This window comes from Parafrankia discariae (assembly GCF_000373365.1).
In the GTDB taxonomy this organism is placed as follows: Bacteria; Actinomycetota; Actinomycetes; order Frankiales; family Frankiaceae; genus Parafrankia; species Parafrankia discariae.
Genome location: NZ_KB891104.1, coordinates 79,780 through 94,142, shown reverse-complemented (window position 1 = coordinate 94,142; position 14,363 = coordinate 79,780). Strand labels below are relative to the sequence as shown.

Annotated in this window: 12 protein-coding genes; 8 read left to right on the top strand and 4 right to left on the bottom strand. The window is 74.5% G+C overall.

The window, feature by feature from the left end:
* The first annotated feature begins 8 nt into the window (after positions 1–8).
* Both B056_RS0104440 and B056_RS45275 read left to right on the top strand, forming a co-directional pair.
* Entirely contained in the window at positions 9–1,796 is a 1,788-nt protein-coding gene (locus tag B056_RS0104440; RefSeq protein WP_018500703.1) for a sensor histidine kinase, read from the top strand.
* Positions 1,797–1,828: 32 nt separating this feature from the next.
* Positions 1,829–3,235 (top strand): histidine kinase, encoded by a 1,407-nt coding sequence (locus B056_RS45275; protein ID WP_035750143.1) that lies wholly within the window; start codon positions 1,829–1,831, stop codon positions 3,233–3,235.
* Between the two features lie 78 nt (positions 3,236–3,313).
* On the opposite strand, the gene B056_RS0104430 is transcribed toward B056_RS45275, so the two are convergent.
* The gene (locus B056_RS0104430; RefSeq protein ID WP_018500701.1) at positions 3,314–4,828 is read right to left on the bottom strand and encodes an MFS transporter; all 1,515 of its coding nucleotides are present in this window, start codon (positions 4,826–4,828) and stop codon (positions 3,314–3,316) included.
* A gap of 169 nt (positions 4,829–4,997) precedes the next feature.
* Here B056_RS0104430 and B056_RS0104425 point away from each other — a divergent pair, with 169 nt between their 5' ends.
* Entirely contained in the window at positions 4,998–5,516 is a 519-nt protein-coding gene (locus tag B056_RS0104425) for a MarR family winged helix-turn-helix transcriptional regulator (RefSeq protein ID WP_018500700.1), read from the top strand.
* A 35-nt stretch (positions 5,517–5,551) separates the two neighbouring features.
* Here the strand turns inward: B056_RS0104425 and B056_RS35095 are convergent, their stop codons facing one another.
* Positions 5,552–6,598, bottom strand: a complete 1,047-nt coding sequence (locus B056_RS35095) for a DUF2637 domain-containing protein (RefSeq protein ID WP_154676825.1) — start codon at positions 6,596–6,598, stop codon at positions 5,552–5,554.
* A gap of 655 nt (positions 6,599–7,253) precedes the next feature.
* Here B056_RS35095 and B056_RS0104415 point away from each other — a divergent pair.
* A complete protein-coding gene (locus B056_RS0104415; RefSeq protein ID WP_018500698.1) occupies positions 7,254–8,672 on the top strand; it encodes an amidase in 1,419 nt (472 codons plus the stop codon).
* A 170-nt stretch (positions 8,673–8,842) separates the two neighbouring features.
* Complete coding sequence (locus tag B056_RS39945) at positions 8,843–8,989, top strand: hypothetical protein (RefSeq protein ID WP_018500697.1); 147 nt, start codon at positions 8,843–8,845, stop codon at positions 8,987–8,989.
* Positions 8,990–9,045: 56 nt separating this feature from the next.
* On the opposite strand, the gene B056_RS0104405 is transcribed toward B056_RS39945, so the two are convergent.
* Positions 9,046–9,405, bottom strand: a complete 360-nt coding sequence (locus B056_RS0104405; RefSeq protein ID WP_018500696.1) for a hypothetical protein — start codon at positions 9,403–9,405, stop codon at positions 9,046–9,048.
* A gap of 187 nt (positions 9,406–9,592) precedes the next feature.
* Between B056_RS0104405 and B056_RS35090 the strand changes: the two genes are divergently transcribed.
* The 3 genes from B056_RS35090 to B056_RS0104385 all read left to right on the top strand — a co-directional run bounded on the left by B056_RS35090 (position 9,593) and on the right by B056_RS0104385 (position 13,860).
* On the top strand, positions 9,593–10,753 hold the full coding sequence (locus B056_RS35090) for a YihY/virulence factor BrkB family protein (protein ID WP_230202820.1): 1,161 nt from the start codon (positions 9,593–9,595) through the stop codon (positions 10,751–10,753).
* 411 nt (positions 10,754–11,164) lie between these two features.
* Positions 11,165–12,541, top strand: a complete 1,377-nt coding sequence (locus tag B056_RS0104395; RefSeq protein WP_018500694.1) for a glycosyltransferase 87 family protein — start codon at positions 11,165–11,167, stop codon at positions 12,539–12,541.
* 326 nt (positions 12,542–12,867) lie between these two features.
* Positions 12,868–13,860, top strand: coding sequence for a ParA family protein (locus tag B056_RS0104385; protein WP_018500692.1), 993 nt, complete (start codon positions 12,868–12,870; stop codon positions 13,858–13,860).
* Positions 13,861–13,907: 47 nt separating this feature from the next.
* Here B056_RS0104385 and B056_RS41640 read toward each other — a convergent pair whose 3' ends face one another.
* Positions 13,908–14,312: an ABC transporter substrate-binding protein gene (locus B056_RS41640; RefSeq protein ID WP_407672301.1), complete on the bottom strand. Its 405-nt coding sequence runs from the start codon at positions 14,310–14,312 to the stop codon at positions 13,908–13,910.
* Between the last annotated feature and the right edge of the window lie 51 nt (positions 14,313–14,363).

The following is a 14,363-nucleotide window of genomic DNA, read 5'->3' as shown; positions in this document are numbered from 1 at the left end:
GGGGATCCGTGTCGACGATCGTGATCGGCCCGGCGGCGGACTGCTGGAGCCGGTACCGGTTACCATCGGCGGCCCTCGCGCTCGGCGCCGTGGCGGCCGGTCTCGCGCTCGCCGCCGGCTGGCCGTACTGGCGTGCCGAGCCCGCGGCGGCCGCGGTCAACGCCTTCGTGGCCGGCGCGTTCGTCACCTCCGGAATCCTGCTCGCCAGCCTCGCCGTGCTGCGCCGCACCGGTCTGCTGGCCGTCGCGGCCGGGCTGTGCTGGGCCGCCACCTGGCTGCTGTGCCGGGAGGTCGGACCGCTGCCGGCGATCGGTCTGTTCGCGAACGCGCTGTTCTTCGTCGTGTTCGGCTGGGGGGTGCTGCTGTACCCGGACGGGCGGCTCTCCGGCCGGGCGGACTGGTGGGCGGCGATGGCCACCACCGTGGCGTTCGGCCCGCTGGCCCTGGTGGCGATCATCGTGGCGGAACCGGAGTGGAACGGGTTCGCGCCGCAGGTCGCCTGGCCGTCCCTGCTGGCCGACGAGGCCGTGTTCGGGTTCGTCAGCGACCTCTACACCGTCATCAACCCGGCGCTCGCGGTGGTGTTCGTCGGCCTGCTCGTGCGGCGCCGCGCCCGGCTCTACGGGCTGGAACGCTCTCTGATCGCGCCCGCGCTCGCCGTGCTGGGCGTCGTGGTCCTCTGCCTGGCGGCGCTCTCACCCACCCTGGAGAACCACCAGCCGGGGCACGTCGCCGACGGCCTCGCCGCGCAGGGCGCCGTGCTGGCGGTGTTCCCGCTCGCGCTGCTCGTCGCGATGGTGCGCCGGGCGGTGGCCGCGGCGACCGCCGCCGACCGGATGCTGCGCCTCGGCGGCGGCCCGGCGACGGTCGGCGCCGTCCGGGACGCGCTGCGCAGCGTGCTGCGCGACGGCACGGTGGACGTCTTCTTCTGGCTGCCCGAGGAACACCGTTTCGTCGACGTCGCGGGGGAGGCGGCCGACCCCGACGGGTGGCCGCAGGCCTGGCGCCAGGAGGTGACGGCGATCTCGGGGGAGCGGCTCGCGGTGGTGACGGGCGGGCCGCTGCTGCGCCGGCACGCGTCGTTCACCGAGGCGGCGCTGCGGGCCGCGCGGCTGGCGTTGCAGAACGCCCAGCTCCAGGTCGCCATCCAGGCGCAGCTGGTGGAGACCCGGGCCGCCCAGCGGCGGGTCGAGGAGGCCGAGGCCGCCGAGCGCAACCGCATCGCGCGGGACCTGCACGACGGTGTCCAGCAGCGCCTGCTCGCGCTGGCGATGTCGGCGAGCGCGGCGGAGTGGTCGACCGACGACGACCCGGACAGCACGGCGTCGGTGTTCCGGGACATCCGGGCCGGGCTGCTGGCGGCGAACGCGGAGGTCCGCAACGTCGCCCGTGGCCTGGACCCGGAGATCCTGCGCACCGCCGGCCTGGCCGGGGCGGTCCGTGACGCGGCCGGCCGGCTGAGACTGCCGGTGGATCTGCGGATCGAGCTCACCGGCACCGCCCCCTACGGCGACCTCGCCGAGCGCACGGTGTACTTCGCGGTCTGCGAGGCGTTGGCGAACGTGGTGAAGCACTCCGGGGCCGGCGCCGTGTGGGTGCGGCTGACCGGCGGCGCGGCCGGGCTCGAGGCCGAGGTCCGCGACGACGGCCGCGGCGGCGCCGCGGCCGGTGCCGCCGGCGGCCTGGCCGGCCTGCGCGACCGGGTCGGCACCGCGGGCGGCAGCATGCTGCTGACCAGCCCGCCCGGTGCCGGGACGACGGTGCTCGTCAGCGTGCCCACCGGCGGCGCGCCGTGACCCGGCCGGTCGTCCGACGCGGGTGGGCGGCGGTGCGCCGACTGCTGCCCGCGGTCGGCGCCGGTGGTGCGGTCGCCGCGGGCACGATCGTCGCCGGCTGGCCCTACCTGCGCCACGAGTGCCCGCTGGCCACGCTGAACATCCTCGTCGCCGGTTCGCTGACCACCGCCGGTGTCCTGCTGGCCGGGTCGGCGCTGCTGCGGCGCACCGGCGTCCTGCTCGCCGGGGCCGGTCTCGCCTGGCTCACGACGTGGACGATGAGCTGGAACACCGGCGCGCTGCCGCTGCTCGGCATCGCCGGCAGCTGCCTGTTCTACCTGCTGTTCGGGACCGCGCTGCTCCTCTACCCCGACGGGCGGTTCATCGGGCGGGCCGACCGGGCGATCGTCGTGGTGACGGCGATCGTGCTCGGGCCGCTGATGGCGTGGAGCGTCCTCGCGTCGCGGCCGGAGTGGAACGGGTACGCCCCGGACGTCTGGTGGCCCGCGCCGCTGGCCGACCAGCGGGTCTTCGGCGCGATCAGCGACGCGTACCTGGTGATCGACCCGCTGCTCGCGGTCGCCCTGGGGGGCCTGCTGATCCGGCGTGTCCGGCGGGTACGCGGCCCGGAGCGCACCGTGGCGCCGCTGGTGCTGTTCGCGATGGGGGTGGCGATGGCCGGCGCGGCCCTGCTGGCCCCGGCCATCGAGGACGACGACCTGAGCCGGGTGCTGGGGGCGGTCGCGTCGCAGGGCGCCGTCATCTCGGTGTTCCCGCTGATGCTGGCGGTCGCCACCGGCCGCCGCGCGCTCGGTGCGGCCACCGCCGCCGACCGGGTGCTCCGCCTGGCCGCCCCGGCGACCGTGCGCAGTGTCCGGGACGCGCTGCGCGTCGTCCTGCACGACCCGACGGTGGAGGTCCACTTCCGGCTGCCCGGCGGTGAGGGCTATGTCGACGTGGACGGCCAGCCGGCCGAGAGTACCGCCCCGGCGCGATCCTCGGGCCCCCGCTGGACGTGCGACGTCCGCACGCGTGACGGCGAGCCGCTCGCCGTGGTGACCGGTGACCCCGCGCTCGGGCATCACGGTGCGTTCACCGACGCGGCGCTGCGGGCCGGGCGCCTCGCCCTGGAGAACGCCCAGTTGCAGGTCGCCGTCCGGGCCCGGCTGGTCGAGACACGGGCGGTGCATCTGCGGGAGGCCGACGCGCAGGCCGCGCAGCGCCGCCGGATGGCCCGTGACCTCAACGACGGGATGCAGCGGCGGCTCGCCGAGCTCGAACGGGCCGCCGCCGCGGCCGAGGGCGTGGCGGCGGCCGACCCGGTCGCCGCGCGGACCGTGCTGCGGCGGCTGCACGAGGGCCTGCTCGCCGCGAACCAGGAGGTCCGCGATCTGGGGCGCGGCCTGACCCCGCGGGACGGCGACCCCGCGCCCCCCGCGTGTTCCCGTCCCGCCGGCTGATCAGTTCGCACCCGCCGGACGCGGTGCGCCGGCGGGTGCGCGGGTCCCATCCACGGACGGGACCCGCACCCCGACCGGTTACCCGGCGTGGACGGGCATGCCGTCGACCGCGGGGACGTCGTCCCGGCCCGCGCGGACCAGCGCGATCACCGCGACCAGGGCGATCCCCACGAGCACCGCGCTCCACACGAACGACGTGGTGTAGCCCTCGATGGCCGCCTGGCGCTGCGCGGCCGCGCCGGTGCCGTGCGAGCCGAGGTAGTCCGAGACGGCCGTCGCGTACACGGTGTTCAGCAGAGCGACACCGAGTGACCCGCCGACCTGCTGGGTGGTGTTGACCAGCGCGCTCGCCACCCCGGCGTCGTGGTCGGCGACCCCCAGCAGGGACACGCTCGACATCGGGACGAACGCGAGGCCCATCCCGAGGCTGATCAGGATCTCGGCGGGCAGGACGTGGCCCGCGTAGCTGGAGTCCGCCCCGATCAGGCTGAGCAGGACCAGCCCGCCGGCGGCCAGCGCGGTGCCGACGATCATCAGCACCGTCGGTCCCACCCGGGGGAGGAACTGGCTGGCCAGACCGGCGGAGAGGATGATGCCCGCGCTGAACGGGAGGAAGGCGAAGCCGCTGCGCAGCGCGCTGTACCCGAGCGTCGACTGGAAGTAGAAGGTGAGGAACAGGAACATCGCGAACAGCCCGCCACCGATGAGCAGTGACGCCAGGAAGGAGCCGCCTCGGTTGCGTTCCAGCGGCACGCGCATCGGCAGCAGCGGGGCGGCCGTGCGCGTCTCGATCACGACGAACACCGCGAGCAGCGCCACCGCGCCGGCGAGCAGGCCGATCGTGGTCGCCGAGCCCCAGCCGTCGTCGGCGGCGACCGTGAACCCGTACACGAGCGCGAGCAGGCCGGCGGTGACGGTCACCGCGCCGGGGATGTCGTAGCTCGGGGTGCCCTCGGCCTTGCTCTCCCGCACGATGGGCAGCGCGGCCGCGGCGGTCGCGAGGGCGATCGGGACGTTGACCAGCAGGCACCAGCGCCAGGACGCGTACTCGGTGAGCAGCCCGCCCACGATGAGGCCGATCGCCGCGCCGCCACCGGAGATCCCGCCGTAGACGCCGAACGCGCGGGCGCGCTCCTTGCCCTCGGTGAACGTGACGGTGATCAGGGAGAGCGCCGCCGGGGCGAGCAGCGCCGCGCAGGCGCCCTGCAGGGCGCGGGCCGCGAAGAGGAACTCGGCGTTGGGGGCGGCGCCGCCGAGCGCGGAGGCGGCCGCGAAGCCGATCAGCCCCCAGATGAAGATCCTCTTACGTCCGAGGAAGTCGGCGATGCGCCCGCCGAGCAGGAGCAGGCCGCCGAAGGCGAGAGTGTAGGCGGTCATGACCCACTGCCGGTTGGCGGTGGAGATACCCAGGTCGCTCTGGGCGTGGGGGAGGGCGATCGTCACGATCGACGCGTCGAGCACGACCATGAGCTGGGCGACCGCGATGATGCTGAGCGCCAGCCAGCGTCGCGGGTCGAGCTGACTACTCGCTCCTGGTGACCCGACCGCGGCGGGCGCCTGCCCGTCGCCGACGACGTCGGTGGAAACGGTCACGGAAGATCTCCTCGTGTCCGGTAGTTGCTGTCAGTCGATGTGGTCAGCCGGTCGATGTGGTCACCGGGAGTGGCCCGACATCTGGTTCGCTGTCGAATAGTACGCGGCCTGATAGTACAGGCTCGAATTATTTCTGGTCGAATGATCGATGATCAAATAAGCTCGTCGCATGGACGGCGGTACGGACGCGTGCATCAGTGGGGCGGAGCCCGACCAGATCGACGGCATCGTCGAGCAGTGGCAGGCCGAGCGCCCCGACCTTGATCTGAGCGCGATGGGGATGTTCGCCCGGATGAAGATGTTCGTCACCGGGCTCACCGGGAGCATGGACGACGAGCTGGACAAGCACGGCCTGACTCCCGGCGAGTTCGACGTGCTCGCCACGCTGCGCCGCACCGGCCCGCCGTGCGTGCTGATCCCCTCGCAGCTCTCCGCGTCGCTGATGATGTCGCGGGCCGGCATCACGAACCGGCTCGACCGGCTGGAGGCCGCCGGTCTGGTGGAGCGCAACCTGGATCCCGACGACCGGCGCAGCTTCCGGGTCGGGCTGACCGACAAGGGCCTCGCCGTCATCGATGACGCGCTCACCGGGCACGCCGCCAACATCGCGCGCCTGGCGAACCACCTCACCCCCGAGCAGCGGGAGCACTTCGACCAGGCGCTGCGCGTTCTGCTGCGCGCCCTCTAGCCACCGCGGGGGCGCGGCCGGCCGAACGGCGGGCGTCAGCCCCCGGTCGTCCTCGGTGCCACGAGCGGCCGGTCGGGCGCCATCCCGCGCCGCCGGCCACGGCTGGCGGGATGGGCCCGGTGGGTGGGCATGACCAGCGGCCCGGTCTGCACGTCGGCGTGCCGGGTCTCCTTGCGTACCTGGTACACCCAGCTCTTGCTCACCGTGATGCCCCACCGGCCGAGCAGGGTGACCGCCGCGGTCGCCGAACCGTCGGTCTCGTCCAGCGCGCGGATGATCGCCTCACGCTTCGCCGAGGAGTCCGCGCCGTCCGGGCCGCCGACAGGGCCGGCCCCGACCCCGACCGTGGACGTCGGCCCGCCGGTCGGGGCGGTGGCCGGGACGTCCGGGGTCGGCACGGTGGCGGGGGCCGCGGGGGCGGTGGCAGGGGTGGGGGTGTCGGGCGGGGAGTCGCCGCCGACGGCGGGCATCCGTTGCCGCTGCGGCGGGATGACCCCCGTCACCACCACCGGCTGTCCTTCGCCCGACTGCCCGCCGGCGGTCGGTCGGGCGGCCGGCGCGGCGGTAGCCGGGCCGTCGGTCTGCGCGGCGCCGGCCGGCGGCGCGACGCTGGTGGTGTCGGTGGGCGCGGCGGTGGGCTGCTGGCGGGCGGCCCGCCGGCCGGCCGGGTGGATCTGGCGCATGAGCAGCTCGTACGAGCCGAGCAGCGCCAGCGGGGGCCAGCCGGCGATGATCCGGGCGGCGGTGGTCGGCTCGGCGTGCAGGACGTTCGCGGCCAGCGACGCGCACGCCCCCAGCGTCAGCAGCGTGTAGGACAGCCAGGAGCGGCGCCGGCCGGCCCGCCGGTCGGCCAGCATCGTCATCGACGCGGCCACGATCAGCCCGTCCACGCTGAACGGGAGGACGGCCGCGGTCATCGCGTCCTCGCCGTACTGCAGCGCGACCCCCCGCATGTGCCGGTAGGACACGAAGCCCGCCACGGCCGCGACCGTGGCCACCGCGACCACGGTGGTGATCCGGATGGCTCGTTCCGCCCGGCCCGTGGCCCGCCGAGCCTCCTGCGCCGGACGTCCGTCGACCACACCGATCACCTTTTCAGCCCGTCAATGACAGTTTCGGAACCTCTTGACACAAACCATCGCACACGGGTCGGAAGTCGCGAACGGCACGGAGGTTCTTATGCACCGTGGTGCCTGTGTAGAGCTCCAAAGGGTGACTGTCAGGTTTCCCTGCGGAGTCCCGGGGGGTGCGCCCGGCCCGGCGGCCGCTCCCGGCACCTCCCTCGGGTCGGTACAAGCCTTGTGACCAGCAGGTTTCCGTGCGAGGTCAGGGTGGGTGGGTCGCCCGCGCCGTCGCCGGGTGGCCCGCGGGCGACCGCCCGCCGTCGCGCCGGGGACCGCTCCATGAACGGTCGTCCCGAACACCGCGCCCCGCCCCGGAATACGGGTGAGCGCATTCCGGCGACGTTTTCCCGGGATTTCCACCTGGTGTTTCCCGGACGTTCCGCGTGCGGACGACGTACTGACGACGCTGTTCGGCGGCGCCCGGCGCCCGGCGCGCGGGCCCGCGCGCCGCGCGCCGCGCGCCGCGTCCGGAAATCCGTTGGACGGCACCCGGCCGGAGACGGGATGCTGCGCCGCATGCGAGCGTGAGTCGCCCTCGAAACGATCATCCTGGCGGTCGGTGCCCCGACGGGGCCGACCGTCGCTGCTCCCTGCCTCCGAACAGGAAAGATCGATGGAGACTCACGAGTACGCCAGCTGTGACGGGGTCGGCCTGAGCGGGCTGATCCGCCGCGGCGAGGTCAGCGCCACCGAGGTCGAACGGGCCGCCCGGCGGGCCCTGGAGACGATGAACGAGAAGATCAACGGGTTGGCCGCGCCGCTGTTCACCCCCGCGCTCGAGCACGGGGACGGCCCGTTCGCCGGAGTGCCGTTCCTGATCAAGGACATCGGTCCGATGGCCCGGGGAGTCCGTTTCTTCTGCGGCAGCCGCGCCCTCGGCCCGGGCGTGCCGGCCGGGGAGGACCACGAGCTCATGTCCCGCTTCCGGGCGGCCGGGCTGGTGACGCTGGGCCTGACGACCGCGCCGGAGCTGGGCCTGAACTTCGCCACCGAAGCGCTCCGGTACGGCCCGACCCGCAACCCCTGGGACCTCGACCGCGGGGTCGGCGGCTCCAGCGGCGGCGCCGCCGGCCTGGTGGCGGCCGGGGCGGTTCCGCTGGCGCACGGCAACGACGGTGCCGGCTCCCTGCGCGTCCCCGCGTCGTGCTGCGGGCTGGTCGGGCTCAAGCCGAGCCGCGGGCGCACCCCCGTCGGCGCCGACACCGGGATGGGCCTGCTCGGGATGCTCTCCGAGTTCGCCCTGACCAGGACGGTCCGCGACACCGCCCGGCTCCTGGACGCCGTCGCCGGCCCGGGGCTCGGTGACGCGTTCACCGCCGCGGCACCCACCGGTCGCTACGCCGAGGAGGTCACCGCCGACCCGGGGCGGCTGCGGGTGGCCGTCACCACCCGGGCGTGGTCCGGGGCCGCGGTCGACGGCGAGGTCGCCCAGGCGGCCGTGCGGGCCGCCGAGTGCCTGGCCGGCCTCGGCCATCACGTGGATGTCGCCAGCCCTGTCCTGGACTGGGAGAGCGTGGTCGGCGCGGTGGCCGCGGAGGCGGTGGCGTCCGCGGCGCCCTTCCTGCTCGCCCCGCGGCAGCCGCCGGCCGAGCGGCTGGAGGCGGTCTCCCGGGTGATGATCACCGCCGCCCGGGAGCGCCGCGCCGTCGACCTGGTGGCCGGGCTGAACGCGGCCGGGCGGGTGAGCCGGGCGGTCGCCCGGTTCTTCACGGAGGTCGACCTGCTGGTCACGCCCACCCTGGCGGGCCTGCCCGCACCGCACGGCACGCTCGACTACGCCGAGGACGGTCACACGGTCGAGAGCTGGCTGCGGACCCTGTTCGACCACGGGCCCTTCACCGCGGTGTTCAACATCGCGGGCCTGCCCGCGATCAGCCTGCCGCTCGGGGAGAGCACCGGCGGGCTGCCGATCGGGGTGCAGCTCGTCGCCGCGCACGGCCGGGAGGACCTGCTGCTGCGGGTCGCCGGCCAGCTCGAGCGGGCGCTGCCCTGGGCGCACCGCACACCGGCGGTGCACGCCGGCCGCGGCTGAGCGCGCGGGCGGCGGCGGGCCGGGGCCGCCCGCCGGGGGCGGCGTCGGTTCACCAGTTGTTCCGCGCCAGCCGGCCCGCCGGCCGCACGCGTGGCCCGCCCGGAAGTGACAATAGGTGCGACAGCGACAGTGGTGACGGGCGCAGCGCGCCCGCCAGGGAGGAGGTTGCGGTGAAGCGGCGTCTCAGCTGCCCGTGCGGAGCGTTCATCGAGGGCGAGGACGAGGACGACCTGGTCGAGAAGACGCAGGCACATCTCGCCGAGAAGCACCCGGACCACCAGTACTCGCGGGACGAGATCCTGTTTCTCGCCTACTGAGCCACATCGGCGCGCGGGCCCGGCGATGGGCCGGCCCGCGGGCCGGCCCATCGGGGTCAGTCGCGGGTCAGCCGCTCGGCGTGCGCGGACTCCGCGGCGGCCAGGTCGCCGCGTTGGCTGGCGCGCAGCTGCCAGCGGGTGGGGCCGTCGGGCCCGAGTAGCCGACCGGTGGCCAGCGCCGCCTCGATCCGGCGCCGAACCGTGTGCTCCTGCTCCGGTTCGGTGGCGAAGAGGATCCGCAGTCGTACCCCGCGCGGGCCGGTCCGCGTCGCGTGCGTGTGGTGTGTGGCGAGCGGACAGGGCGGTTGGTGCTCCCAGTGCCCGCAGAGCGCGACGGTGACCGCGGCGCCGGGGGCCGCCACGTCGGCGTCGGGGCTCATGTCGATCACGGCGTCGTGGGCGAACGCTTGGCGCATGGGGCCCAGTATGTCGACTACGCGCCCCCGGCGCCGGGCCGTCCGGTCCGTCCGGTCCGCCCGCGGTGCGGCTGGTGCCGCCCGGGCCGGGGCGGCCGCCCCGGCTGCGACCTGGCGCGATGACCTGGCGGCGATCTGGCCCGGCCCGGTGGGATTTGCGGCCCGTCCGGGCGGCAACAACATCGTCATGGTGGGGATGCGCGGGAAGCGCGCCGGTGTGGGGGACGAACGGGGCGGCGAGTCGGTGGACGAGGTGCCCGCCCCGCGCCCGGCGGATGACGCGACGGGCGCCACGACTCAGGACGGCGTGACTCGGAGCGCCGCGGCGGGGGAGGCGTCCGCCGCACCGGCCCGGCTCGGGCTGCGTTCGTGGTTCTGGGTGCTGGTCCGCACCGTCCGCGAGTTCCGCCGGGACGACCTCCCGGACCGGGCCGCCGCGCTCACCTACTACGGGGTGCTCGCGATCTTTCCCGCGCTCCTCGTGCTGGTCTCGCTGCTCGGCGTCGTCGGGCGGCAGGCCACCGACAGCGTTCTGGAGAACCTGCAGGAGCTGACGCCCGGATCGGCCCGCGACATCGTGCACGACGCCGTCACCGGGCTGCGGGAAGCCCCCGGCACGAGCGGGCTGCTCGCCGTGCTGGGCCTCGCGGCGGCTCTGTGGTCGGCCTCCGGGTACATCGCGGCCTTCATCCGGGCCGCCAACGCGATCTACGACATGCCCGAGGGACGTCCCGTCTGGAAGGTCGCCCCGCTCCGGCTGGCCGTCACGGTGCTGCTGATGGTCCTGCTCGCCGGGAGTGCCGTGATCGTGGTGTTCAGCGGCGGTCTGGCGCGGCAGGTCGGCCGGATGATCGGCCTCGACGACGCGATGATCACCCTGTGGTCGGTGGCGAAGTGGCCGGTCCTGGTGCTGTTCGTGGTAGTCATGATCGCGCTGCTGTACTGGAGCACCCCCAACGCCCGGGTCCGCGGCTTCCGCTGGATGACGCCCGGCAGCCTGCTGGCCGTCCTGATCTGGCTGGCGGCGTCCGCGGCGTTCGCCTTCTACGTCTCGAACTTCGGCTCGTACAACAAGACCTACGGGGCGCTCGCCGGAGTGATCGTCTTTCTGGTGTGGCTGTGGTTGTCGAACCTGGCGATCCTGCTCGGCCTGGAGTTCGACACCGAGATCGCCCGGGGGCGGGCGATCTCGGTGGGCCATCCGGAGGATCTCGAGCCCTACGTCGAACCGCGCGACACCCGTGCCTGGCCGAAGGAGATGAAGGCGGCTCTGCCGGCGCGGCGGCGCCGGTCCTGGCTGCCCGGCCGGCGGTCGCGCCGCCGCGTGGCGGGCGCGGCCGAGAGCTGACCGTCCGCGTCACAGCGTGACGCACCGGCTGGAGTGACCTCGGCCGGCGACGGCTGGAATTACCCGAAAGCGCAGGTCACCGGCTTTATACAACGTGTATGGGTGGGGTCCCGCGCCGGTCTGGCGCGGCTGTCGTCCGCCGCGCGGCACCGGTTTTTCCAGTGCCGTGCGCGCAGTGGTCCCCGGCCCGGAATCCGGGGGTGGTCGATCGGAATCGGTGAATGCGGTACGGGGCCCGGAGCGGCGGCGGCCGGGTCACCGCGGTGCGGTAACCTCTGAGCCCGCGGGGATCAGCGCCCGCGGAGCTCCTTTCCCGGCGTCGACCGATTACCGTCGGTCTGACGTCCGGCGCGCCGCGGGTAACGGGGGGATCCACGGCGCATTCGACATCCGGCGGATGGAAGTGCGTCCTTGAACCTGGCGCCACAGCCGCGGCGTCTCCAGGCCGCCGCGCAAACAACGGGAACCGCGGTCGGGCTCGGTTTCGCGGTTCTTTTCCTCGTCTTCGCGGTGACCAGTCGGCTGACCGACCTCGTCGTCTACCGGCTGGGCGGGGACGTCCTGCTGCACGGCGGGGATCTCTACTCCGCGGTGGAACCGGCCTCGAGGCTGCCGTTCACCTACACGCCCTTCGCGGCGGCGGTGTTCACCCCGCTCGCGCTGCCGCCGCGGCCGGTCGCGCAGCTGGTCTGGACGCTGCTCCTGCTGGTCTCGCTGTACTTCTTCTGCGCCACGTCGCTGGCGGCGGCCGTGGACGGGCAGCCCGTGGACGGACGGCCCGCGACCGGGCGCCGGGTGCGTCTCGTCGGCGCGGTCGTCGGTCTGGCGATGCTGGCCGAGCCGATCCGGCGGAACTTCGACCTGGGCCAGATCAACATCGTGCTGGGGCTGTTCGTCGCGCTGGACCTGTTCGGCCGGCGCGGGCCGCTGCCGCGGGGCGTGCTCATCGGGGTCGCCGCCGGGATCAAACTCACCCCACTGATCTTCGTGCCGCACCTGCTGCTCACCGGCCGCCACCGTGCCGCCCTGGTCGCGGTGGCGACGTTCGGTGTGACGATCGGCGTCGGCTTCGCGGCGAGCCCCGGCTCGTCGGCGACGTACTGGTCCGAGACGTTCCTCGACACCGGCCACGTGGGTGGCGTCCCGTTCGCCGGGAACCAGTCGCTGCTCGGCGTCCTGGCCCGCCTCATGTCCGGTGCGGACAACGCCCGGCCGCTCTACCTCCCGCTGGCCGTCGCGACCGCCGCCGTCGGCCTGGCGACGGCGGCGTGGCTGTTCCGCTCGGGCGCGCGGCTGCCCGGGGACGTCACCTGCGCCCTGACCGGGCTGCTGGTGTCGCCGATCTCGTGGAGTCACCACTGGGTGTGGGCGGTGCCCGCGCTGCTCTGGCTGTCCGCGGCCCCGGGCCGGCCGCGGTGGGGGCGGGGCGCCGCGGCCGCCGGCTACGGGCTGCTCGTGGCCGCGCCGATCTGGTGGGTCCCGAACACCGGCGACGCCGAGTTCTCCCACCACGGCTGGCAGCTGCTCGCCGGGAACTCCTACTTCCTGGCCGGGCTGCTCCTCCTCGGCGCGCTGGCGGTGTGGGCGCTCACCGGGGCCCGCGGCCGGCCGCCGGCCGGCGGCACCAGGCCGGTGGACAGGAACGACGGCACGAGCAGGACGGGGTTGAGCGTGGCGACGACCGTCTCGGCGTCCCGGGCGTGCGCCGCCGGCGCGAGCGCCACACAGCCGAGGGCGGTGCCGACCGGAGGCGGCCCGGCGATGGAGATCGGCGCCTACGTCCGGTGACCGCGCGGAGCGGGCGGTGACGTCCGCGGCCCGGCGCCGGGCGGTCGCGGCCACCGTCCCCGCGGTGGTCGCGGACCCGTGCGACGGCCCGGCGGCCGGTGGGCCCGGCGCGGTCCGGCGGCCCCGCTGAAGGCTGTGACCAGGAACTTCGGCACCCGGCCCACACCATCGGGCCGGGTAGGCGTCCCGTGTGCCCCGATCTGCGTGGGCTGGTCCCGTCGATCGCCGTAGTCTGCTGGTAAGCCGGACCGGGGAGCCCGACAGGACGGCCGAGCGGGAGGTCGGTCCGTCACCGAGCGGAGCGCGCGACTGGGAGCGAGGACGCGGTGAAGGTCGTGGCGATCGCCAGCTACAAGGGCGGCGTGGGCAAGACCACGCTGACCGCGAACATCGGCGCGGCCATCGCCCGCCTGGGCCGGCGGGTGCTGATGATCGACCTGGACCCGCAGGCCAACCTCACCCTCAACTTCTACCGCGCCGAGACCTGGCAGACCGAACTCGCCGACCAGCGCAGGACGGTCAAGGCCTGGTTCGAGTCGTGGCGGCCGGAGGCGATCCCGCCGCCGCTGGCCGGATACGTGACCACTCCGCCGGTCGTGGCCGCCGCCGTCGCCCCGGGCGGCGGGACGCTGGACCTGATCGCCTCACACCTGGCGCTCGGCGACATCGAGATGGACCTCGTCGCCCGGCTCGGCGGCGCGCAGGCGCACCGCTCCACCCGACACTACTTCGACGTCTACCAGCGGCTGGCGACCGGGCTGGCCTCCTTCTCGCCGCACGACTACGACCTCGTCCTGATCGACTGCCCGTCGAACTTCGGGGTCGTCACCCGGGCCGCGGTCGCCGCCTGCGACCATCTGCTCGTCCCGTCCCGGCCCGACAACCAGTCGACGACGGGCATCGAGCATCTGATGGGCAAACTGGGCCGGTTCGTCTGGGAGTACAACCGGGTGGCGGAGCTGCAGTCCGGCATCCGCCCGGCGGTCAAGCGGCTCGAGCCGCGCCTGCTCGGGGTCGTGCTCACCATGGTGCAGTACTACCGCGGCCGGCCGACGAGTTTCCTGCGCCCGCACATCGACCGGGCCGGCAGCCTCGGCATCCCTGTGTTCGCGTCGATGCTCCGCGTCAGCAACCGGAGCTTCGTGGGCACGGCCGGCGCCCAGCTGCCGGCCGTGCTCTCCCCGGACCTGGCCCCGGACCTGGCCCGGGACCTGATCGCCCTGGTCGAGGAGTTCCTCCGACGCCTCGGGCCGGCCGGGCGGGTGACCGCCGGCGCTCTGGATCCCTCGGTGCTGGTCGACCCGGCCTGGCGGCCGTGACGGCCCGGCGGCTCAGATCCCGCCGTCGGCGCAGACGTGCGCCCTGGTCACCTCGAAGGTGTTGCTGACCGGGTCGATCTGGACGAGGCGTTGCACCGGATCGGCTGACCGGCGTTGCTGGCGAGATCCACCGGGTCGATCAGGCCGCCCATGTCGTAGTCGGACACCTTGCGCAGCGCGCTGATGAAACCCGCGCGGGTGGGGCACTCGCCGGCCGCCTCAAGTCCGCGCGGGAACAGGTCGGTGCAGATGCAGCCGAACATGGCGAACTGCTGCTCGGGAATCGCGGTCTGCGGCGCGTAGCGCGCCATCGCGTCACGGTAGCGGTCGATCGGCGCTCCGCCGGCCTCGGAGGGGCGGAAGTAGACCGGGATCGGGACCCCGGCCAGCGCCGGGCCCAGGGTGGGCAGCAGGCTGGGGTCATAGCCGGTGAGCGAGATGCTGGCCGCCAGGACCAGGACCAGGCCCGCCGCCCGCGCGGCCCGCGTGATCTCGGCGAGGTC

Coding starts and splice junctions, on each gene's coding strand:
- B056_RS0104405 (WP_018500696.1), bottom strand. CDS start 9,405: ATGCGCCAAGCGTTCGCCCACGACGCCGTGATCGACATGAGCCCCGAC.
- B056_RS0104415 (WP_018500698.1), top strand. CDS start 7,254: ATGGAGACTCACGAGTACGCCAGCTGTGACGGGGTCGGCCTGAGCGGG.
- B056_RS0104425 (WP_018500700.1), top strand. CDS start 4,998: ATGGACGGCGGTACGGACGCGTGCATCAGTGGGGCGGAGCCCGACCAG.
- B056_RS35090 (WP_230202820.1), top strand. CDS start 9,593: ATGGTGGGGATGCGCGGGAAGCGCGCCGGTGTGGGGGACGAACGGGGC.